This window comes from Klebsiella sp. 7-CIP_Kleb. (genome assembly GCF_050378655.1).
Classification (GTDB): Bacteria; Pseudomonadota; Gammaproteobacteria; order Enterobacterales; family Enterobacteriaceae; genus Klebsiella; species Klebsiella quasipneumoniae.
Map to the genome: position 1 here is coordinate 61,596 of NZ_JBNRLJ010000011.1, position 22,152 is coordinate 83,747.

The 22,152-nt window shown below is 57.4% G+C and carries 20 protein-coding genes; 16 read left to right on the forward strand and 4 right to left on the reverse strand.

What is annotated here, in order from left to right:
• Window positions 1-23: 23 nt before the first annotated feature.
• Window positions 24-2,288 (forward strand): 5-methyltetrahydropteroyltriglutamate--homocysteine S-methyltransferase, encoded by a 2,265-nt coding sequence (gene metE / locus ACQUTI_RS23995; RefSeq protein WP_094333813.1) that lies wholly within the window; start codon window positions 24-26, stop codon window positions 2,286-2,288.
• A 58-nt stretch (window positions 2,289-2,346) separates the two neighbouring features.
• On the opposite strand, the gene ACQUTI_RS24000 is transcribed toward metE, so the two are convergent.
• A complete protein-coding gene (locus tag ACQUTI_RS24000) occupies window positions 2,347-3,159 on the reverse strand; it encodes a dienelactone hydrolase family protein (RefSeq protein WP_004886756.1) in 813 nt (270 codons plus the stop codon).
• 272 nt (window positions 3,160-3,431) lie between these two features.
• Between ACQUTI_RS24000 and udp the strand changes: the two genes are divergently transcribed.
• The 9 genes from udp to tatD all read left to right on the forward strand — a co-directional run bounded on the left by udp (window position 3,432) and on the right by tatD (window position 11,383).
• Entirely contained in the window at window positions 3,432-4,193 is a 762-nt protein-coding gene (gene udp / locus ACQUTI_RS24005; RefSeq protein WP_002883419.1) for a uridine phosphorylase, read from the forward strand.
• A gap of 133 nt (window positions 4,194-4,326) precedes the next feature.
• Entirely contained in the window at window positions 4,327-5,775 is a 1,449-nt protein-coding gene (gene rmuC / locus ACQUTI_RS24010; protein ID WP_004886754.1) for a DNA recombination protein RmuC, read from the forward strand.
• A gap of 70 nt (window positions 5,776-5,845) precedes the next feature.
• Entirely contained in the window at window positions 5,846-6,601 is a 756-nt protein-coding gene (ubiE, locus tag ACQUTI_RS24015) for a bifunctional demethylmenaquinone methyltransferase/2-methoxy-6-polyprenyl-1,4-benzoquinol methylase UbiE (RefSeq protein WP_004886751.1), read from the forward strand.
• A 13-nt stretch (window positions 6,602-6,614) separates the two neighbouring features.
• Complete coding sequence (gene ubiJ, locus ACQUTI_RS24020; RefSeq protein ID WP_094333814.1) at window positions 6,615-7,220, forward strand: ubiquinone biosynthesis protein UbiJ; 606 nt, start codon at window positions 6,615-6,617, stop codon at window positions 7,218-7,220.
• The gene (gene ubiB, locus ACQUTI_RS24025) at window positions 7,217-8,857 is read left to right on the forward strand and encodes a ubiquinone biosynthesis regulatory protein kinase UbiB (RefSeq protein ID WP_004886748.1); all 1,641 of its coding nucleotides are present in this window, start codon (window positions 7,217-7,219) and stop codon (window positions 8,855-8,857) included. Before ubiJ ends, ubiB begins: the two co-directional genes overlap by 4 nt.
• Window positions 8,858-8,986: 129 nt before the next feature.
• On the forward strand, window positions 8,987-9,238 hold the full coding sequence (gene tatA / locus ACQUTI_RS24030) for a Sec-independent protein translocase subunit TatA (protein ID WP_002883425.1): 252 nt from the start codon (window positions 8,987-8,989) through the stop codon (window positions 9,236-9,238).
• A gap of 3 nt (window positions 9,239-9,241) precedes the next feature.
• Window positions 9,242-9,766, forward strand: a complete 525-nt coding sequence (tatB, locus tag ACQUTI_RS24035) for a Sec-independent protein translocase protein TatB (protein WP_048293980.1) — start codon at window positions 9,242-9,244, stop codon at window positions 9,764-9,766.
• A gap of 2 nt (window positions 9,767-9,768) precedes the next feature.
• Window positions 9,769-10,548, forward strand: coding sequence for a Sec-independent protein translocase subunit TatC (tatC, locus tag ACQUTI_RS24040; protein WP_004886745.1), 780 nt, complete (start codon window positions 9,769-9,771; stop codon window positions 10,546-10,548).
• A gap of 43 nt (window positions 10,549-10,591) precedes the next feature.
• Entirely contained in the window at window positions 10,592-11,383 is a 792-nt protein-coding gene (gene tatD, locus ACQUTI_RS24045) for a 3'-5' ssDNA/RNA exonuclease TatD (protein WP_205425825.1), read from the forward strand.
• On the opposite strand, the gene rfaH is transcribed toward tatD, so the two are convergent.
• Window positions 11,380-11,868 (reverse strand): transcription/translation regulatory transformer protein RfaH, encoded by a 489-nt coding sequence (gene rfaH / locus ACQUTI_RS24050; RefSeq protein WP_004886742.1) that lies wholly within the window; start codon window positions 11,866-11,868, stop codon window positions 11,380-11,382. The two genes, tatD and rfaH, sit on opposite strands and share 4 nt — an antisense overlap.
• Window positions 11,869-12,046: 178 nt before the next feature.
• On the opposite strand from rfaH, the gene ubiD reads away from it, so the two are divergent.
• On the forward strand, window positions 12,047-13,522 hold the full coding sequence (gene ubiD, locus ACQUTI_RS24055) for a 4-hydroxy-3-polyprenylbenzoate decarboxylase (protein ID WP_004886738.1): 1,476 nt from the start codon (window positions 12,047-12,049) through the stop codon (window positions 13,520-13,522).
• Window positions 13,523-13,571: 49 nt separating this feature from the next.
• Window positions 13,572-14,273, forward strand: a complete 702-nt coding sequence (fre, locus tag ACQUTI_RS24060; RefSeq protein WP_004886735.1) for an NAD(P)H-flavin reductase — start codon at window positions 13,572-13,574, stop codon at window positions 14,271-14,273.
• A gap of 193 nt (window positions 14,274-14,466) precedes the next feature.
• On the opposite strand, the gene fadA is transcribed toward fre, so the two are convergent.
• Entirely contained in the window at window positions 14,467-15,630 is a 1,164-nt protein-coding gene (fadA, locus tag ACQUTI_RS24065) for an acetyl-CoA C-acyltransferase FadA (RefSeq protein WP_004886733.1), read from the reverse strand.
• A gap of 9 nt (window positions 15,631-15,639) precedes the next feature.
• The gene (fadB, locus tag ACQUTI_RS24070; RefSeq protein ID WP_043521010.1) at window positions 15,640-17,829 is read right to left on the reverse strand and encodes a fatty acid oxidation complex subunit alpha FadB; all 2,190 of its coding nucleotides are present in this window, start codon (window positions 17,827-17,829) and stop codon (window positions 15,640-15,642) included.
• 191 nt (window positions 17,830-18,020) lie between these two features.
• On the opposite strand from fadB, the gene pepQ reads away from it, so the two are divergent.
• Genes pepQ through hemG form a run of 4 tightly spaced genes read left to right on the forward strand, consistent with a single transcriptional unit; the run spans window position 18,021 to window position 22,012 of the window.
• A complete protein-coding gene (gene pepQ, locus ACQUTI_RS24075) occupies window positions 18,021-19,352 on the forward strand; it encodes a Xaa-Pro dipeptidase (protein ID WP_004886728.1) in 1,332 nt (443 codons plus the stop codon).
• Window positions 19,352-19,966, forward strand: coding sequence for an IMPACT family protein (locus tag ACQUTI_RS24080; RefSeq protein WP_004886726.1), 615 nt, complete (start codon window positions 19,352-19,354; stop codon window positions 19,964-19,966). Before pepQ ends, ACQUTI_RS24080 begins: the two co-directional genes overlap by 1 nt.
• Before the next feature lie 40 nt (window positions 19,967-20,006).
• Window positions 20,007-21,458: a Trk system potassium transporter TrkH gene (gene trkH / locus ACQUTI_RS24085; protein WP_004886724.1), complete on the forward strand. Its 1,452-nt coding sequence runs from the start codon at window positions 20,007-20,009 to the stop codon at window positions 21,456-21,458.
• Window positions 21,459-21,469: 11 nt separating this feature from the next.
• On the forward strand, window positions 21,470-22,012 hold the full coding sequence (gene hemG / locus ACQUTI_RS24090; RefSeq protein WP_004886722.1) for a menaquinone-dependent protoporphyrinogen IX dehydrogenase: 543 nt from the start codon (window positions 21,470-21,472) through the stop codon (window positions 22,010-22,012).
• Window positions 22,013-22,152: the final 140 nt, after the last annotated feature.

The following is a 22,152-nucleotide window of genomic DNA, read 5'->3' on the forward strand; positions in this document are numbered from 1 at the left end:
AATGAAATAAGAGAGGAACAAAAATGACAATTATTAACCACACCCTCGGTTTCCCTCGCGTTGGCCTGCGTCGCGAGCTGAAAAAAGCGCAAGAGAGCTACTGGGCGGGCAATGCCACTCGCGAGGAGCTGCTGGCGGTAGGCCGGGAACTGCGCGCCCGTCACTGGGAGCAGCAGAAGCAGGCCGGTATTGACCTGCTGCCGGTGGGCGATTTCGCCTGGTACGACCATGTTCTGACCACCAGCCTGCTGCTTGGCAACGTGCCGGCTCGTCATCAGAACAAAGACGGCTCTGTCGATATCGATACCCTGTTCCGCATTGGCCGCGGCCGCGCGCCCACCGGCGAGCCAGCGGCCGCCGCGGAAATGACCAAGTGGTTCAACACCAACTATCACTACATGGTGCCGGAGTTCGTGCAGGGCCAGCAGTTCAAACTGAACTGGACCCAACTGCTGGATGAAGTGGACGAAGCGCTGGCGCTGGGCCACAAGATCAAGCCCGTGCTGCTGGGGCCGGTGACTTATCTGTGGCTGGGCAAAGTGAAAGGCGAACCGTTTGACCGTCTGAGCCTGCTGAATGCCATCCTGCCGGTTTATCAGCAGGTGCTGGCCGAACTGGCGAAGCGCGGCATTGCGTGGGTGCAGATTGATGAACCGGCGCTGGTGCTGGAGCTGCCGCCAGCGTGGCTGGAGGCCTTTAAACCGGCTTATGACGCCCTGCAGGGCCAGGTCAAACTGCTGCTGACCACCTATTTTGAAGGCGTTAGCGACAATCTCGAGACCATTGCTGCGCTACCGGTCCAGGGGCTGCACGTCGATCTGGTCCACGGTAAAGATGATGTCGCCGAACTGCATAAACGTCTGCCGGCCGACTGGCTGCTGTCCGCCGGCCTGATCAACGGGCGTAACGTCTGGCGCGCCGATCTCGCCGAAAAGTATGCGCAAATTAAAGACCTCGTCGGTAAGCGCGAGCTGTGGGTCGCTTCATCCTGCTCTCTGCTGCACAGCCCGATCGACCTGAGCGTGGAGACGCGCCTTGATGCGGAAGTGAAGAGCTGGTTTGCCTTCGCTCTGCAAAAATGCGGTGAGCTGGCGCTGCTGCGCGATGCGCTGAACAGCGGCGATACGGCGGCGATTACCGAGTGGAGCGCGCCAGTCCATGCTCGTCGCCATTCGTCTCGCGTACACAACCCGGCGGTGGAAAAACGGCTGGCGGCGATCACTCCTCAGGACAGCCAGCGAGCCAGCCCCTATGAGGTTCGCGCTCAGGCACAGCGTCAACGCTTTAACCTGCCGGCCTGGCCGACCACCACCATCGGGTCATTCCCGCAGACGACCGAGATCCGCGGCCTGCGCCTGGACTTCAAAAAGGGAAATCTTGACGCCAGTCATTATCGTACCGGCATTGCGGAACATATTAAGCAGGCGATCGTCGAGCAGGAGCGGTTAGGATTAGACGTACTGGTGCACGGGGAAGCCGAGCGGAACGATATGGTGGAATACTTCGGTGAACATCTGGACGGTTTCATCTTCACGCAAAACGGCTGGGTGCAGAGCTATGGCTCCCGCTGCGTGAAGCCGCCGGTGGTGATCGGCGACGTTAGCCGTCCGCAGGCGATCACCGTTGAATGGGCGAAGTACGCGCAGTCGCTGACCGACAAGCCGGTGAAAGGGATGCTCACTGGACCGGTGACGATTCTGTGCTGGTCCTTCCCGCGGGAAGACGTCAGCCGTGAAACCATCGCGAAACAGATTGCGCTGGCCCTGCGTGATGAAGTGGCGGATCTGGAGGCGGCCGGTATCGGCATCATCCAGATTGATGAGCCGGCCTTGCGCGAAGGTTTACCGCTGAAGCGCAGCGACTGGGATGCCTATCTGCAGTGGGGTGTGGAAGCCTTCCGTCTTAACGCTGCGGTGGCCAAAGACGATACTCAGATCCATACCCACATGTGCTATTGCGAGTTCAACGACATCATGGACTCCATCGCCGCGCTGGATGCTGACGTGATCACCATTGAAACCTCGCGTTCCGACATGGAACTGCTGGAGTCGTTCGAAGTGTTCGAGTATCCCAATGAGATCGGGCCGGGAGTATATGATATTCACTCGCCAAACGTACCGAGCGTGGAGTGGATCGAAGCGCTGCTGGAAAAAGCCGCGCAGCGTATCCCGGCGGAGCGGCTGTGGGTCAACCCGGACTGCGGCCTGAAAACCCGCGGCTGGCCGGAGACGCGCGCCGCGCTGGCGAATATGGTGCAAGCGGCGCGGAATCTGCGCCAGTCCGCTTGATCGTCACCGGAAAAATCAAAAAGGAGGCATTTGCCTCCTTTTTTCATGCTTTGGGCGATTACCCTTTTTTTCCGCCATACTGCGCAAACCAGGCCAGCATTCGCTGCCAGCCGTCTTTGGCTGACTCTTCGTGATAGCTGGCGCGATAGTCGGCGTTAAAGGCGTGATCGGCTTCGGGATAGACCACGATTTCCGCTGTGGCGTTAGCCGCCCGCAGCGCCTGACGCATCGTCTCGACGGTGTCCTGCGGAATGCTGGCGTCTTTCGCACCGTACAGGCCGAGCACCGGGGCGTTGAGATCGACGGCGATATCCACCGGATGTTTTGGCGAATTCAGCGATTTTTCTCCCACCAGCTTGCCGTACCAGGCCACTGCCGCTTTAAGCTGCGGGTTATGTGCGGCATACAGCCAGGTGATGCGTCCGCCCCAGCAGAAGCCGGTGATCAGCAGACGATGGGCATCGCCGCCATGACGCGCCGCCCAGCTGGCGACGTGGTCGAGATCCGCCAACACCTGCGCGTCCGGCACCTTGGTAACCAGCTCTTTAAACAGGGTTGGGATATCGTGATACTCATTCGGATCGCCCTGACGGAAGTACAACTCAGGCGCGATAGCCAGATAGCCCTCCTGCGCCAGGCGGCGACAAAGATCGCGAATATGCTCATGCACGCCGAAAATTTCCTGTACCACGATGACGATCGGCAATGGGCCATCGACGTTTTTCGGACGGGCATGGTAAGCCGGCATGTTTTCCCCCTGAGAGGGAATAGAGGTCTCTCCGGCGACAATATGCTCTTCCGGCGTATGAACGGCGGTTGCGGCGTGCGGCGAGGCTGCAGGTGCGAATCCAGGTTGCTTGGTGGTGGTCATGGTATTCTCCGTACCCTTATTTATTAGCGCATCAGTAACTATAGACCCTTTACCTTTAGTTCGGGCGGTAATAAAGCACAGTGCCTGAAAGCGGCTATCTTTTGTTCTGTGACGATGAATATAACTTGTTAATGTGATTTGTATCACTATTTACTGAAAAACAACTGCAATCATTATTGTTCTTGGTGACTATCATCACAAAATGTTGCCTGGGGCTTCTGTACAGTACCGTTTTGCTTCTGCTGATAATTCGACCCACAGAGGAGTTTTTTATGTCCAAGTCTGATGTTTTTCATCTCGGCCTCACCAAGAACGATTTACAAGGGGCTACGCTGGCTATCGTCCCTGGCGATCCGGAGCGTGTGGAAAAGATCGCCGCGCTGATGGATAAGCCGGTTAAGCTGGCATCCCACCGCGAATTTACCTCCTGGCGCGCGGAGCTGGACGGCAAACCGGTGATCGTCTGCTCCACTGGCATCGGCGGCCCGTCTACGTCTATCGCTGTGGAAGAGCTGGCGCAGCTTGGCGTACGTACCTTCCTGCGCATTGGCACCACCGGCGCCATTCAGCCGCACATCAACGTTGGCGATGTGCTGGTCACCACCGCCTCCGTGCGTCTTGACGGCGCCAGCCTGCACTTCGCGCCGATGGAATTCCCTGCCGTCGCAGATTTCGCCTGCACCACCGCGCTGGTGGAAGCGGCGAAATCCATTGGCGCCACCACCCATATCGGCGTGACCGCCTCCTCGGATACTTTCTACCCGGGCCAGGAGCGTTACGACACTTTCTCCGGTCGCGTGGTGAGCCGCTTCAAAGGCTCTATGGAAGAGTGGCAGGCGATGGGCGTGATGAACTATGAAATGGAATCCGCTACGCTGCTGACCATGTGCGCCAGCCAGGGCCTGCGCGCCGGGATGGTGGCTGGGGTTATCGTTAACCGTACCCAGCAAGAGATCCCTAACGCCGAAACCATGAAGCAAACCGAAAGCCACGCGGTGAAAATCGTCGTCGAAGCGGCGCGCCGTCTGCTGTAATTAAACCGCTTTCCCTTCAGGCCGGATCCTCCGGCCTTTTTTTTGCGTCGCCTCTCGCAGGAAATTCCTTTTAAACTGGACGTTTGTACAGCACAATTCTATTTTGTGTCATCAGGTTATCGCAGGGGGCGTCGTGGATCTCTCCATTATTATCAGCGCGGTTATCGCACTGGCTGCCGGGTTAATCGTCGGCTGGCTGGCGACCAAAGCGCGCGCCGATCAAATTCGGGCCGATCTTATCGAGGAGCGGCGAGAGCTGGATATTGAGCTGAGCGCTGCCCGTCAGCAACTGGTCCAGGAAGCCCACTGGCGTGAAGAGTGCGAGCTGCTGAACAACGAGCTGCGCAGCCTGCGGGATATCAATACCTCGCTGGAGGCCGATCTGCGTGAGGTTACCACCCGGCTCGAATCCACCCAGCTGCATGCGGAAGATAAGATCCGCCAGATGGTGAACAGCGAGCAGCGCCTGAGCGAGCAGTTTGAAAACCTCGCCAACCGCATTTTCGAACACAGCAACCGACGCGTCGATGAGCAAAATCGCCAGAGCCTGCATGGCCTGCTGACACCGCTGCGCGAACAACTGGACGGGTTCCGCCGGCAGGTGCAGGAGAGCTTCGGTCAGGAGGCGCGAGAAAGGCACACCCTGGCGCATGAGATCCGTAACCTGCAGCAGCTGAACGCGCAGATGGCGCAGGAGGCGCTGAACCTGACCAAAGCGCTGAAGGGCGATAACAAAACCCAGGGCAATTGGGGGGAAGTGGTTCTCACCCGCGTGCTGGAGGCATCCGGCCTGCGGGAAGGCTATGAGTACCAAACCCAGGTCAGCATCGAGACCGACAACCGCTCGCGGATGCAGCCGGACGTCATCGTGCGCCTGCCGCAGGGTAAAGACGTGGTTATCGACGCCAAAATGACCCTTGTCGCCTATGAGCGTTATTTCAACGCCGAGGACGACTACACCCGCGAAGTCGCGCTGCAGGAGCACCTTGCTTCGGTGCGAAATCATATTCGCCTGCTGGGGCGCAAGGATTATCAGCAACTGCCAGGCCTGCGCTCCCTCGACTATGTGCTGATGTTTATTCCCGTCGAGCCGGCATTCCTGCTGGCCATCGACCGTCAGCCCGAGCTTATCAGCGAGGCGCTGCAAAATAATATTATGCTGGTTAGCCCGACGACGCTGCTGGTGGCCCTGCGCACCATCGCCAATCTGTGGCGTTATGAGCACCAAAGCCGCAACGCGCAGAAGATCGCCGAGCGGGCGGGGCGCCTTTACGACAAAATGCGCCTGTTTGTGGACGATATGTCCGCTATCGGCCAGAGTCTGGATAAAGCGCAAGAGAACTATCGCCAGGCGATGAAAAAGCTCGCTTCCGGGCGCGGTAATCTTCTGGCCCAGGCGGAGGCTTTTCGCGGGTTGGGCGTGGAGGTCAAGCGCGGGATTAATCCTGATTTAGTTGAACAAGCCATTGCTCAGGACGATCAATATCGTCTCGAAGAGGAGGATAACCTGCCGGAAAATGAGGCATTTTCACCCGACTCTGCCGAGCCGGTGCGTAGCCGGGAGGCGGCTCCGCCACGCTGAAACGTATGGGAAATGCGCTGAGTCTGATACACTCAGTGAACATTTTCTTGAAAAGCAAGCAGGCATAAAGATGGTTGAGGATTCACAAGAAACGACGCACTTTGGCTTTCAGACGGTCGCTAAAGAGCAGAAAGCAGACATGGTGGCGCATGTATTCCATTCTGTCGCCGCAAAGTATGATGTGATGAATGACTTGATGTCGTTTGGTATCCATCGTTTGTGGAAGCGTTTCACCATCGACTGCAGCGGCGTACGTCGCGGGCAGACCGTGCTGGATCTGGCGGGGGGGACCGGTGATTTGACGGCTAAGTTTTCCCGTCTGGTAGGGGAAACCGGCCGCGTTATGCTTGCTGATATCAATGATTCAATGCTCAAAATGGGCCGCGAAAAGCTGCGCAATATCGGCATCGTGGGTAACGTTGAGTATGTTCAGGCCAACGCGGAAGCCCTACCGTTTGCTGATAATACCTTTGACTGCATCACCATCTCTTTCGGTCTGCGTAACGTGACCGACAAAGAGAAAGCGCTGCGCTCGATGTACCGCGTGCTGAAGCCGGGTGGACGTCTGCTGGTGCTGGAGTTTTCTAAACCCATTATCGAACCGCTGAGCAAAGCCTACGACGCTTACTCCTTCCATATCCTGCCGAAAGTGGGCGAGCTGGTGGCAAAAGATGGCGACAGCTATCGCTACCTGGCGGAATCTATTCGTATGCATCCGGACCAGGAAACCCTGAAAGGGATGATGCAGGATGCAGGCTTCGAAAGCGTGGACTACTACAACCTGACGGCGGGTATTGTTGCTTTGCATCGCGGTTACAAGTTCTGACAGGAGGGACGCTATGCCTTTCACACCCCTGGTGACCGCTGGCATTGAAACGGCGCTAAATACTTTCCTCTGGCGCGACAAAGCGCTAAAACCCGCCCGCCAGCGCCTGCTGGGCAAGGTATTGCGGGTAAAGCTGCAGGATTTCGCTACGCCCGTGGTGCTGGTGTTCAGTGAACGCCAGGTTGATGTTCTGAGCGCCTGGGACGGAGAGGCTGACTGCACCGTGATTACCCGGCTCAGCGTGCTGCCAAAACTACGCAACCGTCAACAACTGACGGCGCTTATCCGTAGCGGCGAGCTGGAAGTGCAGGGCGATCTGCAGGTGGTGCAGAACATGGTCACCCTGTGCGATCTGGCAGAGTTCGATCCCGCTGAGTTGCTGGCGCCTTATACCGGTGACATCGTGGCCGAAGGCGTCGGTAAAGTCCTCCGCGGCGGCGCTCAGTTTTTACTGAAGGGCGCGCAGCGCCAGCAGCGTTATGTCGCTGAAGCGATCACTGAAGAGTGGCGCCTGGCACCGGGGCCGCTGGAGCTGGCCTGGTTTGCTGAAGAGACGACGGCTATTGAACGCGCGCTGGCCGCACTGGAAAAACGGCTGGAAACGCTGGAGGGCAAATGACGCCAGGAGAATTACGGCGCCTGTATTTCATCATCCACACCTTTTTGAGCTACGGGCTCGATGAGCTTATCCCCAAAATGCGGATCACGCTGCCGCTGCGTATCTGGCGGCGGATGCTCTTCTGGATGCCAAACCGCCATCAGGATCAACCTCTTGGCGCCCGTCTGCGGCTGGCGCTCCAGGAGCTGGGGCCGGTGTGGATTAAATTCGGCCAGATGCTTTCCACGCGGCGGGATCTCTTTCCTCCGCATATTGCCGATCAACTGGCGCTGTTGCAGGACCGCGTGGCGCCCTTTGAAGGGAAGCTTGCGCAGCAGCAGATAGAAAAAGCGATGGGTGGCCTGCCGGTGGAGGCCTGGTTTGATGATTTCTCCGTTGAGCCGTTAGCCTCGGCGTCTATCGCCCAGGTGCATACCGCGCGTCTGAAAGAGAACGGCAAAGAGGTGGTGATCAAGGTTATCCGTCCGGATATCTTGCCGATCATTAAAGCGGACATGAAGCTCATCTACCGCCTGGCGCGCTGGGTGCCGCGACTGCTGCCTGACGGCCGACGTCTGCGCCCGCAGGAGGTGGTTCGTGAGTATGAAAAAACGCTGCTGGACGAGCTGAACCTGCTGCGGGAATCCGCCAACGCCATTCAGTTGCGGCGTAATTTCGAAGACAGCCCGATGCTGTATGTGCCGGAAGTGTACCCCGATTACTGCAGCGAAAGCATGATGGTGATGGAGCGCATCTACGGCATTCCGGTGTCCGACGTGGAGGCGCTCGAGGCTCAGGGAACCAATATGCAACTGCTGGCGGAGCGGGGTGTGCAGGTCTTCTTCACCCAGGTGTTCCGCGACAGCTTTTTCCATGCCGATATGCACCCTGGCAACATCTTCGTCAGCTACGAGCACCCGGAAGATCCGCAGTATATTGGCATCGACTGCGGCATTGTCGGCTCGCTGAACAAAGAAGATAAGCGCTATCTGGCGGAAAACTTTATCGCCTTTTTCAACCGCGATTATCGTAAGGTTGCCGAGCTGCACGTCGACTCCGGTTGGGTTCCGCCGGACACCAATGTTGAAGAGTTTGAGTTCGCGATCCGCACGGTCTGCGAGCCCATCTTTGAGAAGCCGCTGGCGGAGATCTCCTTCGGCCACGTGCTGCTAAATCTGTTCAACACCGCGCGGCGCTTCAATATGGAAGTCCAGCCGCAGCTTGTTTTGCTACAGAAGACATTACTTTACGTAGAAGGGGTAGGCCGGCAGCTCTATCCTCAGTTAGACTTGTGGAAAACGGCGAAGCCTTTCCTTGAGTCGTGGATCAAAGATCAGGTCGGTATTCCGGCGCTGGTGCGCGCGTTTAAAGACAAAGCGCCGTTCTGGATCGAAAGAATGCCTGAAATACCTGAGCTGGTGTATCAGAGCCTGCAGCAGAGCAAACAGCTGCAGACCAGCGTCGATACTATCGTGCGGGATATGCATGTGCGCCATGTGCGCCAGGGCCAATCCCGTTATCTGTTTGGTATAGGCGCGGTTTTATTGCTCAGTGGTACGCTGCTCTTTATCCATCGCCCTGAGTGGGGAATGATGCCCGGCTGGCTGATGGCCGGCGGTATCGTGACCTGGCTGATTGGCTGGCGAAAAACCCGCTGATCGGTTCGCCTCTTCATGACGCAGGCTTATTTGCGCAAAATCATGCCGGTGGCCTGACGGCGAGGCGGCTGGCAGGATGGCGTGTATAATGCGTCCACATAATTCATCATCTGTCATAGGGGAACGTGTATGGGTGGTATCAGTATTTGGCAGTTATTAATTGTTGTCGTCATCGTAGTTCTGCTTTTCGGGACGAAGAAGCTGAGCTCACTGGGGTCAGACTTAGGGGCATCCATCAAAGGCTTTAAAAAAGCCATGAGTGATGATGATAAACCTGAAAAGTCGGCGCCAGACGCAGATTTCACGGCGAAAACTATCGCCGATAAACAGGATGATGCAAAAAAAGACGAGACAAAACGCCACGACAAAGAGCAGGTGTAACTCGTGTTCGATATTGGTTTTAGTGAACTACTGCTGGTGTTTGTGATTGGCCTCATCGTTCTGGGGCCACAGCGGCTTCCCGTCGCGGTTAAAACGGTGGTTGGCTGGATCCGTACGCTACGGTCGCTGGCGACCACGGTACAGAATGAGCTGGCTCAGGAGCTAAAACTGCAGGAGTTCCAGGAGAGCCTCAAGAAGGTGGAAAAGGCCAGCCTGAATAACCTGACGCCGGAGCTGAAAGCCTCCATGGATGAGCTGCGCGAGGCCGCGGAGTCGATGAAGCGCTCCTATAGCGCCCACGACCCGGAAAAGGCCAGTGACGAAGCGAATACCATCCATAATCCGGTGGTGAAAGGCAGCGAAGCGCAGCGGCAGGACGTCACGCCGGCGACGGCAGAACATCACGCCAGCGCTCCGGTTCATGCGCCGGATCCCGTGGCCGACGAGCAACCCGCTTCACCGGCAGAGAAAACAACCGCTACGGCGGCTGCCCCCCATTCTTCCCCCGCATCGAGTGATAAACCGTAAACATGGGCGTAGACGATACACAACCGCTAATTTCGCATCTGATTGAGCTGCGCAAGCGTCTGCTCAACAGCATCATTGCTATCCTGGTGATCTTCCTGGCGCTGGTCTATTTCGCCAATGATATCTATCAGCTGGTCTCGGCCCCGCTTATCAGCAAGATGCCGGTAGGCGCGACGATGATCGCCACCGATGTCGCTTCACCTTTCTTTACGCCGATAAAGCTGACCTTCATGGTGTCGGTGATCCTGTCGGTGCCGATTATTCTGTATCAGGTATGGGCCTTCGTCGCGCCGGCGCTGTATAAGCATGAGCGCCGGCTGGTGGTGCCCTTACTGGTCTCCAGCACGCTGCTGTTCTATATCGGCATGGCTTTCGCGTATTTTGTCGTGTTTCCGCTGGCGTTCGGCTTCCTGACCCATGCTGCCCCGGAGGGGGTGCTGGTCTCGACCGATATCCGCAGTTATCTCGACTTCGTGATGGCGCTGTTTATGGCGTTCGGGGTCTCTTTTGAGGTGCCGGTCGCTATTGTGCTGCTCTGCTGGATGGGCGTCACCACGCCGGAAGAGCTGCGCAAAAAACGGCCGTATGTGCTGGTGGGCGCCTTCGTGGTGGGGATGCTGCTGACGCCGCCGGACGTGTTCTCGCAGACGCTGCTGGCTATTCCGATGTACTGCCTGTTTGAAGTCGGGGTGTTCTTCGCCCGCTTCTACACCGGGAAGCGCCTGACGCGTGATGACGATGCCGCGGCCGAAGCTGAAGCCGCTGAGCACAGAGAAGAGTAATACCGCCAACCGCCCGTCAGGGCGGTTGTCATATGGAGCGATCATGTTTGATATCGGCGTTAATCTGACCAGTTCACAGTTTGCCCGCGACCATGATGAGGTGGTGGCGCGCGCCCGGGCGGCAGGGGTTCACGGCATGCTGCTGACCGGCACAAATTTACCGGAGAGCCAGCAGGCGCAGAGAATGGCGAGTCATTACGCCGGCTGCTGGTCCACGGCGGGGATCCATCCCCATGACGGCAGCAGCTGGACGCCAGCGGTCGCCGAGGCAATTTATGCCCTCGCCCGCGAGCCGCAGGTGGTGGCGATAGGGGAGTGCGGTCTGGATTTTAATCGTAATTTCTCCACGCCCCAGGAGCAGGAGGAGGCGTTCAGTGCCCAGCTGGCGCTGGCCGCCGAGCTGTCGATGCCGGTGTTTTTACACTGCCGCGACGCCCACGACCGGTTTCTGGCGCTGCTTAAACCCTGGCTCGGGAAGATCCCGGGCGCGGTGCTGCACTGCTTTACCGGCAGCCGCAGCGAGGTGCAGGAATGTCTGGATCTGGGGCTGTTTATCGGCATTACCGGTTGGGTATGCGATGAGCGGCGAGGGCTCGAGCTGCGAGCGCTATTGCCGGCGATCCCGGCGGAACGTCTGCTGCTGGAAACTGACGCGCCCTATCTGCTGCCGCGCGACCTCAAGCCGAAACCCGCCTCGCGTCGTAACGAGCCCGCGTATTTGCCGCATATCCTGGCCAGCGTCGCGGCCTGGCGCGGCGAGGAGGCGCAGTGGCTTGAGATGCAAACGGACGCCAACGTCAGGGCGCTGTTTGGCGTCGACGTTAACGGCACTTAGATTTTCTGGAAATCGGTGTTTTTAACGCTCTGCAGGACTTGCTTATTCAGCAGGTTTAACAGCAACATAGAGCGTGCTTCACCGTCCGGCTCGGTAAAGATAGCCTGTAAGCCTTCGAACGCGCCGTCGGTGATCAGTACGCTATCGCCCTCATGCGGCGTTTCCGGGTCGGTAATGCCTTCCGGTTTGTAGATAGAGAGCTGGTGGATGACCGCCGAGGGGACGATAGCGGGTAGGGCGCCAAAGCGCACGAAGTTGTTAACCCCGCGGGTGGCGCTGATGGTGGTGGTATGAATCACCTCTGGATCGAACTCAATAAACAGGTAGTTCGGGAACAGCGGTTCGCTGACCATGGTGCGTTTACCGCGAATGATTTTTTCCAGCGCAATCGTCGGCATCAGGCAGTTAACTGACTGACGTTCCAGATGTTCCTGGGCTCGTTGTAGCTGCCCACGTTTGCAATACAGTAAGTACCAGGCTTGCATAATGACTCATTCCACTTCTAATAACGGCAAGCATAACAAATGGCTGATGTAATCGCGAAAGCCATTATAATTGAAATCCAAATTTCAGCGTTCTTTCACGCTAATTTAACAAAATTACAGCATCTCGCCGTTGAACACCGTATAATTAGCCGCCTGTAGAGAGGTCAATAACACTTTCATGAAATATCACGATCTTCGCGACTTTCTGACACTCCTGGAACAACAGGGCGAACTAAAACGTATCACTCTGCCGGTCGATCCTCACCTGGAAATCACCGAAATTGCCGACCGCACCCTGCGCGCTGGCGGTCCTGCGCTGCTGTTTGAGAATCCTAAAGGCTATACCATGCCGGTGCTGTGCAACCTGTTCGGCACGCCGCGGCGCGTGGCGCTGGGGATGGGTCAGGAGGACGTCAGTTCGCTGCGCGAGGTGGGTAAGCTGTTAGCCTTTCTGAAAGAGCCTGAGCCGCCCAAAGGTTTCCGCGATCTGTTTGATAAGCTGCCGCAGTTTAAGCAAGTGCTGAATATGCCCACCAAACGTCTGCGCGGCGCCCCCTGTCAGCAAAAAATCATCCAGGGCGATGACGTCGACCTGAGGAAAATCCCGATTATGACCTGCTGGCCGGAAGATGCCGCGCCGCTGATCACCTGGGGGCTGACGGTGACCCGTGGGCCGCACAAAGAGCGGCAAAACCTGGGGATTTATCGCCAGCAGCTGATTGGCAAAAACAAACTGATTATGCGCTGGCTGTCTCATCGCGGCGGCGCGCTGGATTTCCAGGAGTGGTGCGCGGCGCGTCCGGGGGAACGCTTCCCCGTTTCTGTGGCGCTCGGCGCCGACCCGGCGACCATTCTTGGTGCAGTGACCCCGGTGCCGGATACGCTGTCGGAATATGCCTTTGCCGGGCTGCTGCGCGGCACCAAAACCGAAGTGGTGAAATGCGTCTCGAACGATCTTGAAGTGCCTGCCAGCGCAGAGATTGTGCTGGAAGGTTATATCGAGGCCGGGGAGATGGCGCCGGAAGGTCCGTATGGCGACCATACCGGCTACTACAATGAAGTAGACCAGTTCCCGGTGTTTACGGTTACCCATATTACCCAGCGTGAAGACGCGATTTATCATTCGACCTATACCGGCCGTCCGCCGGATGAGCCTGCGGTGCTGGGCGTGGCGCTGAATGAAGTCTTCGTCCCGATCCTGCAGAAACAGTTTCCGGAAATTGTCGATTTCTATCTGCCGCCGGAAGGGTGCTCCTACCGCCTGGCGGTGGTGACGATGAAAAAACAGTACGCAGGCCATGCCAAGCGCGTGATGATGGGCGTCTGGTCGTTCCTGCGCCAGTTTATGTACACCAAATTCGTGATTGTCTGTGATGACGATGTTAACGCCCGCGACTGGAACGATGTGATTTGGGCGATCACTACCCGTATGGACCCGGCTCGTGATACGGTACTGGTAGAGAATACGCCAATTGATTATCTGGATTTTGCCTCGCCGGTTTCCGGCCTGGGTTCAAAAATGGGGCTGGATGCCACCAATAAATGGCCTGGCGAAACCCAGCGTGAATGGGGGCGACCAATCAAAAAAGATCCTGCCGTCACGGCGCGCATTGACGCCATCTGGGATGATCTGGCCATCTTTAAACAACAGTAAGCGGGGCTAACGCCGCTGTTTTGCTCTTTAGACCCGACAGAGGGGACGCATGACAACCTTAAGCTGTAAAGTGACCTCGGTGGAGGCGATTACCGATACCGTGTATCGTGTTCGATTAGTACCGGAAGCGGCATTCTCTTTCCGCGCTGGCCAGTATCTGATGGTGGTAATGGATGAGCGCGACAAACGCCCATTCTCCATGGCCTCCACGCCGGCGGAACAGGAGTTTATCGAACTGCATATCGGCGCCTCGGAGCTCAATCTGTACGCGATGGCGGTCATGGATCGCATCCTGAAAGAGCGTGAAATTGAGGTTGATATTCCGCATGGCGAAGCCTGGCTGCGTGAAGATGAAGACCGCCCGCTGATTTTGATTGCCGGCGGTACCGGCTTCTCTTATGTGCGTTCTATTCTGCTCACCGCGCTGTCACGCAATCCTCAGCGCGATATCGCGATTTACTGGGGCGGTCGCGAGACCAAACATCTGTACGATCTGGCCGAGCTGGAAGCCTTGAGCGTCAAGCATCCAAATCTGCGCATCGAGCCGGTGGTTGAGCAGCCGGAAGAGGGCTGGCGTGGGCGTTCCGGCACCGTGCTGACCGCGGTGCTGCAGGATTACGGTACCCTGGCCGATCACGATATCTATATTGCCGGGCGTTTCGAGATGGCTAAGATTGCTCGCGACCTGTTCTGCAACGAACGCGGCGCGCGCGAAGATCGCCTGTTTGGCGACGCGTTTGCCTTTATCTGATATCTGCAAATAAAAAACCCGCCCCTGACAGGCGGGAAGAACGGCAACTAAACTGTCTCTCTTCGCCAATGACGTCATCACTGCGTTGGCTGCGCTTGCTCACCCGAATCACTTACTTCAGTAAGCTCATCGGGATTCGCTCGCTTGCCGCCTTGTTCTGACGCCATTGGCTGTGAGATATCCTTTTGTAAATTTACACCCGCTCAAACACGGTGGCGATCCCTTGTCCCAGGCCGATGCACATGGTGGCGAGGCCGAACTGGGCATCTTTACGCTCCATCTGATTGATCAGCGTGGTGCTAATACGCGCCCCGGAACAACCCAGCGGATGACCGAGCGCGATCGCCCCGCCGTTGAGGTTGATCTTCTCATCGATCTGCTCCATCAGGCCCAGATCTTTAATGCACGGCAGGATCTGCGCGGCAAAGGCCTCATTCATTTCAAAGACGTCGATATCGCTGGTGGATAAGCCCGCTTTTTTCAGCGCCAGCTTCGAAGCGGGAACCGGGCCATAGCCCATAATAGACGGGTCGCAGCCGACCACCGCCATCGAACGGACGCGGGCGCGTGGCTTCAGACCCAGTTCGCGGGCGCGGCTTTCGCTCATCAGCAGCATCGCCGCCGCGCCATCGGAAAGGGCGGAAGAGGTGCCCGCCGTTACCGTACCGGTCACCGGGTCAAACGCCGGCCTTAGGGTAGACAGCGTCTCGACGGTGGTTTCCGGGCGGATCACTTCGTCATAGTTAAAGGACTTCAGTACGCCATCGGCATCGTGGCCGCCGGTGGGGATAATCTCGGCTTTGAATGCGCCGGACTGGGTCGCAGCCCAGGCGCGGGCGTGGGAGCGCGCGGCAAACTGATCCTGCATTTCCCGGCTAATGCCGTGCAAACGCGCCAGCATTTCAGCGGTCAGCCCCATCATCCCTGCCGCCTTTGCCACGTTACGGCTCAGGCCCGGGTGGAAATCGACGCCGTGGCTCATTGGCACATGGCCCATGTGCTCCACGCCGCCAATCAGGCAGACGCTGGCATCGCCGGTCATGATCATGCGTGCGGCATCGTGCAGCGCCTGCATGGAAGAACCGCACAGACGGTTAACCGTGTTTGCCGGTACCGAATGCGGGATCTCCGCCAGCAGCGCCGCGTTACGGGCGATGTTAAAACCCTGCTCGAGGGTTTGCTGTACGCAGCCCCAGTAGATATCGTCTATCGCGCTTGCCTCAAGCGACGGGTTGCGCGACAGCAGGCTGCGCATCAGGTGCGCGGAGAGGTCCTCCGCGCGCACGTGGCGAAATGCGCCGCCCTTTGAACGGCCCATCGGGGTGCGAATAGCATCGACAATGACAACCTGTTCCATTGTGACTCCTTAAGCCGTTTTCAGAGCGCCAACCGGACGGGCTGGCTCTACCTGGGGATAATACGCTTCGTTATGGCGCGCTTTGTCTCGCAGACCGGCAGGGACTTCATACAGCGGCCCAAGGTGCTGGTACTGCTGCGCCATATCGAGATACTTCGCGCTGCCGATGGTATCCAACCAGCGGAAGGCGCCGCCGTGGAACGGAGGGAAGCCGAGGCCGTATACCAGCGCCATATCCGCTTCCGCCGGGCTGGCGATAATGCCTTCTTCCAGGCAGCGGACGACTTCGTTAACCATCGGGATCATCATGCGGGCGATAATCTCTTCATCGCTGAAATCGCGCTTCGGCTGGCTGACGTCGGCCAGCAGGCTGTCGACGGCAGCATCTTCTTCTTTCTTCGGCTTACCTTTGCTGTCTTCTTTATAGCGCCAGAAGCCGAGGCCGTTCTTCTGCCCGAAACGGTTGGCGTCAAACAGGGCGTCGATAGCGTCGCGATAATCTTTCTGCATCCGCTGCGGGAAGCCCGCCGCCATGACCGCCTGAGCATGGTGCGCGGTATCGATGCCGACCACGTCCAGCAGATAAGCTGGGCCCATCGGCCAGCCAAACTGTTTCTCCATCACTTTGTCGACTTTGCGGAAATCCGCCCCGTCGCGCAGCAGCTGGCTAAATCCGGCGAAGTAGGGGAACAGCACGCGGTTGACGAAGAAACCGGGACAATCATTGACCACGATTGGCGTCTTGCCCATTTTGCTGGCCCAGGCCACCACTTTGGCAATGGTCTTATCCGAGGTTTTTTCGCCGCGAATCACTTCAACCAGCGGCATGCGATGCACCGGGTTAAAGAAGTGCATGCCGCAGAAGTTCTCCGGGCGCTGCAGAACGCTGGCCAGCTCGCTGATGGGGATCGTTGAGGTGTTGGATGCCAGTACGGTATCCGGGCGCACTTTTGCCTCGGTTTCCGCCAGTACCGCTTTCTTCACTTTCGGGTTTTCCACCACCGCTTCAACGACCACGTCCACGCGATCAAAACCGCTATACTCCAGCGTCGGCTGAATGGTGCTTATGACTCCGGCCAGCTTCAGACCGTCAATTTTGCCGCGTTCCAGCTGTTTATTCAGCAGCTTCGCCGCTTCGGTCATCCCAAGGGTCAGCGATTTGTCGCTAATGTCTTTCATCACCACCGGCACGCCCTTCCAGGCCGACTGGTATGCGATACCGCCGCCCATAATGCCAGCGCCCAGTACGGCAGCATGCTTCGGTGTTTCGACATCTTTGGTCAGTTTTTTCGCTTTCGCTTTGACGTACTGGTCGTTCAGGAAGATACCGACCAGTGCGCGGGCCTCGTTGGTATGAGCCAGCGGGACAAAGCTTTTATTTTCCAGCACCAGAGCTTCTTCACGACCAAGACGCGCAGCGGCTTCGATGGTTTTCACCGCGGTGATAGGCGCCGGATAATGCTTCCCGGCGGTTTGCGCGACCATGCCTTTGGCGATGGTGAAACTCATCGTCGCTTCAATTTTGCTGAGTTTCAGCGGCTCCAGCTTCGGTTGACGTTTCGCTTTCCAGTCCAGGTCGCCCTGAATCGCCTGGCGCAGGATCGCCAGCGCGCCGTCGCGCAGTTTTTCCGCAGCGACCACGCCATCCACCAGGCCGATTTTCAGCGCTTGCTCGGCGCCGACATCTTTCCCGGCAGCAATGATCTCCAGCGCGCTGTCGGCGCCGAGCAGACGCGGCAAACGAACTGAGCCGCCGAAGCCTGGCATAATGCCGAGTTTGGTTTCCGGCAGACCAATGCGCAGATCCGGCGTCGCCAGGCGGTAATCGGTCGCCAGGACACATTCACAACCGCCGCCCAGCGCGTAACCATTGACGGCAGAGATAGTGGGGACGGGAAGATCTTCCAGACGGTTGAAGACGCTGTTAGCAAAATGCAGCCATTGGCTTAACTGCTCCTCAGGGACCAGGAACAGAGAGAGGAATTCAGTGATATCCGCGCCGACGATAAACGCCGCTTTTTCAGAGCGCAGCAGCAGGCCTTTGAGATCGTTTTGTTTTTCCAGTACATCCAGCGCGTGACCGAGACTGGCTACGGTTGCGGTATCAAGCTTGTTGACCGAACCTGGGGCATCGAACACCAGTTCGGCGATGCCATCTTCCAGCCAGTCGAGGTACAGGGTGTCGCCTTTGTAGAGCATGTCAGTCTCCTGAATCCAGCAATATGATCTGGTCATACCAGATGAAACGGAGTGTGGAATTTATGTTAAAGAATTGCAAATTACTCTTTAAATAATTGCTGGTCGGATCACATCCGGCGGAAATCACCCGCACGCAGGTCGATGTGCTAAGATGCGGAGTATCACGATCCCATAAAAGCAAAGGACAAAAGATGGAATCCCTGGCCGCGCTCTATAAAAATCATATTGTTACCCTACAAGAACGTACCCGCGACGTCCTGGCCCGTTTTCAGATGGATGCTCTGCTGATTCACTCCGGCGAGCTGGTTAACGTCTTCCTTGATGACCATCCATACCCGTTCAAGGTCAATCCGCAGTTCAAAGCCTGGGTGCCGGTGACTCAGGTGCCTAACTGCTGGTTGCTGGTGGACGGTGTGAATAAACCGAAGCTGTGGTTCTATCTGCCGGTTGATTACTGGCATAACGTTGAGCCGCTGCCGACCTCGTTCTGGACCGAAGAGGTCGATGTGGTCGCGCTGCCGAAGGCCGATGGCATCGGCAGCCAACTGCCTGCCGCTCGCGGTAATATTGGCTATATCGGGCCGGTGCCGGAGCGCGCGCTGGGCCTGGGAATCGCCGCGGATAAGATCAACCCGAAAGGGGTTATCGATTATCTGCATTACTACCGGGCTTACAAAACCGATTACGAGCTGGCCTGTATGCGTGAAGCGCAGAAGTCGGCGGTGAATGGTCATCGTGCGGCCTATGAGGCTTTTCAGTCCGGGATGAGCGAATTCGATATCAACCAGGCCTATCTTACCGCCACCGGTCACCGCGATACCGACGTGCCTTACAGCAACATCGTGGCGCTGAACGAGCATGCTTCCGTCCTGCACTACACCAAACTGGACCATCGCGCTCCGGCGGAGATGCGCAGCTTTCTGCTCGACGCCGGCGCGGAATATAACGGCTATGCCGCGGATCTGACGCGGACCTGGGCGGCACACGGCGATAACGATTTCGCCCATCTGATTAAAGACGTTAACGACGAGCAGCTGGCGCTGATTAGCACCATGAAAGCCGGGACGCGCTACGTTGATTACCATATCCAGTTCCATCAGCGTATTGCGAAGCTGCTGCGTAAACACCAGTTAGTCACTGACATGAGCGAAGAGGCGATGGTGGAGAACGATCTGACCGGGCCATTTATGCCGCACGGGATTGGTCATCCGCTGGGTCTGCAGGTGCATGATGTTGCTGGCTTTATGCAAGACGACTCCGGTACGCATCTGGCGGCGCCAGCGAAATACCCGTATCTGCGCTGCACCCGTATTATCGAGCCGCGGATGGTGTTGACCATTGAACCCGGCATCTACTTTATCGAGTCGTTACTGGCGCCGTGGCGTGAAGGCCCGTTCAGCAAGCACTTCAACTGGCAAAAAATTGACGCCATGAAGCCATTCGGCGGGATCCGTATCGAAGATAACGTGGTGGTTCACGAAAACAGTATCGAAAACATGACGCGCGACCTGAAGCTGGCCTAATGGAGAGCTGGTTAATCCCGGCGGCGCCAGTTTCCGTCGTTGAGGAGATCAAAAAGAGCCGTTTTATCACGCTGTTGGCGCATACCGACGGCGTGGCGGCGGCGAAAGCCTTTGTCGAGTCGGTCAGAGCGGATCACCCCGATGCCCGCCACCACTGCGTGGCGTGGGTCGCCGGACCGCCTGATGATTCGCAACAGCTTGGGTTCTCAGACGATGGCGAACCGGCGGGAACGGCGGGTAAACCGATGCTGGCGCAGTTGATGGGTAGCGGCGTCGGTGAGATAACCGCTGTCGTCGTACGTTATTACGGTGGTATCCTGCTGGGCACCGGCGGCCTGGTGAAAGCCTATGGCGGCGGTGTCCATCAGGCGCTGGCGCAGTTGACGACGCTGCGCAAGACGCCGTTAACGGCATATACTTTGCAATGTGAATATGGGCAACTGGCCGGCGTTGAAGCGTTGCTCGCCCAATTTTCCGGGAATGTCGTTGAAAGCGAATATCTGGCGTCGGTTCGGCTGCGCGTGGCGCTTCCCCAGGCCGAAGTGGCGGCTTTTTCAGCAAAACTGGCTGATTTTAGTCGCGGTTCATTGCAATTGCTGAAGATTAACGAATAATCCCCTCTGTTTTTTTTGCCTATCAAAGGAAGCGCCAGAGATGCATTTTCGCGCCATAACCCGAATCGTTGGACTGCTGGTCATCTTATTCTCGGGGACAATGATCGTCCCGGGATTAGTGGCCCTGATATATCGCGATGGCGCGGGACGGGCCTTCACTCAAACTTTTTTTGTCGCTCTGGCGATCGGCTCCATGCTGTGGTGGCCGAACCGTAAGCAAAAGGGCGAACTGAAATCTCGTGAAGGGTTTCTGATCGTGGTGCTGTTCTGGACCGTGCTGGGTAGCGTAGGGGCCTTGCCCTTTATATTCGCCGAACAGCCGAACCTGACGGTGACGGATGCCTTCTTCGAATCATTTTCCGGCCTGACGACGACCGGGGCGACCACCCTGGTGGGGCTGGACTCGCTTCCGCACGCTATCCTTTTTTACCGGCAGATGCTGCAGTGGTTCGGCGGCATGGGGATCATTGTGCTGGCGGTGGCCATTCTGCCTATCCTCGGCGTCGGGGGAATGCAGCTCTACCGCGCGGAAATGCCCGGCCCGCTGAAAGATAACAAGATGCGCCCGCGCATCGCCGAGACGGCAAAGACATTGTGGCTTATCTATGTGTTACTAACGGTCGCCTGCGCATTGGCGCTCTGGTTTGCCGGTATGCCGGCCTTCGATGCGATAGGGCACAGCTTCGCCACCATCGCTATCGGCGGTTTCTCGACTCACGATGCCAGCGTCGGCTATTTCAACAGCCCGATGATCAACTCCATCATTGCCATCTTCCTGCTGATCTCCGGCTGTAACTACGGTCTGCATTTTTCGTTGTTGAGCGGACGCAGCCTGAAGGTGTACTGGCGCGACCCTGAGTTTCGAATGTTCATTGGCGTCCAGTTGACGCTGGTCATCGTCTGTACGCTGGTGCTATGGCTTCATAACGTGTACGGCTCGGTGCTGACGACGCTGAATCAGGCGTTTTTCCAGGTGGTGTCGATGGCGACCACCGCAGGATTCACCACCGATAGCATTGCGCGCTGGCCGCTGTTCCTGCCGGTGCTGCTGCTGTGCTCCGCATTTATCGGCGGCTGCGCTGGCTCCACGGGCGGTGGCTTAAAGGTGATCCGTATCCTGTTGCTGTTCAAGCAGGGCAACCGTGAGCTTAAGCGTCTGGTTCACCCGAATGCGGTGTATAGCATTAAATTAGGTAACCGCGCGCTGCCGGAACGTATTCTGGAAGCGGTGTGGGGATTCTTCTCCGCCTATGCGCTGGTCTTTATCATTAGTATGCTGGCTATTATCGCCACCGGGGTGGATGACTTCTCTGCTTTCGCCTCCGTGGTGGCGACATTGAACAACCTCGGGCCTGGGCTCGGCGTCGTCGCGGACAACTTTGCCACCATGAACCCGGTCGCGAAATGGATCCTGATTGCTAATATGCTGTTTGGTCGTCTGGAAGTGTTCACCTTACTGGTGCTCTTTACTCCCACTTTCTGGCGCGAATAACAGGAGTGCTCGTGAAAACTTTAATTCTCTTTTCCACCCGCGACGGGCAGACCCGTGAAATCGCTTCGTTTCTCGCCTCTGAGCTGAAAGAGCTGGGTATCGATGCGGATACCCTGAATCTGAACCGTACCGATAACGTGGAATGGCATCATTATGATCGCGTGGTGATTGGCGCATCGATTCGCTACGGACACTTTCATCCGGCGGTGGACCGCTTTGTGAAAAAGCACCTGGCAGCATTGCAGGCGCTGCCGGGGGCATTCTTTTCGGTGAACCTGGTTGCGCGCAAACCCGAGAAGCGCACGCCGCAGACCAATAGCTATACGCGCAAGTTTCTGCTCAACTCGCCTTGGCAGCCGCAGAGCTGCGCGGTGTTTGCCGGGGCGCTACGTTACCCGCGTTACCGCTGGTACGATCGGTTTATGATCCGCCTGATTATGAAAATGACCGGGGGCGAAACGGATACCCGTAAAGAAGTGGTCTATACCGACTGGCAACAGGTCTCCCGATTTGCCCGAGAAATCGCGCAAATGATCAGCAAACCGGGCGTTTAAACAGCGTCTTGATGGAAAAGCGAGCGAACGAAAAGTTTTTTTGCATTTCCCCTTGTCACCTCGGAATTACTCCCTATAATGCGCCTCCACTGACACGGAACAACGGCAAGCAAGCCGCCGGGTCAGCGGGGTTCCGGTGA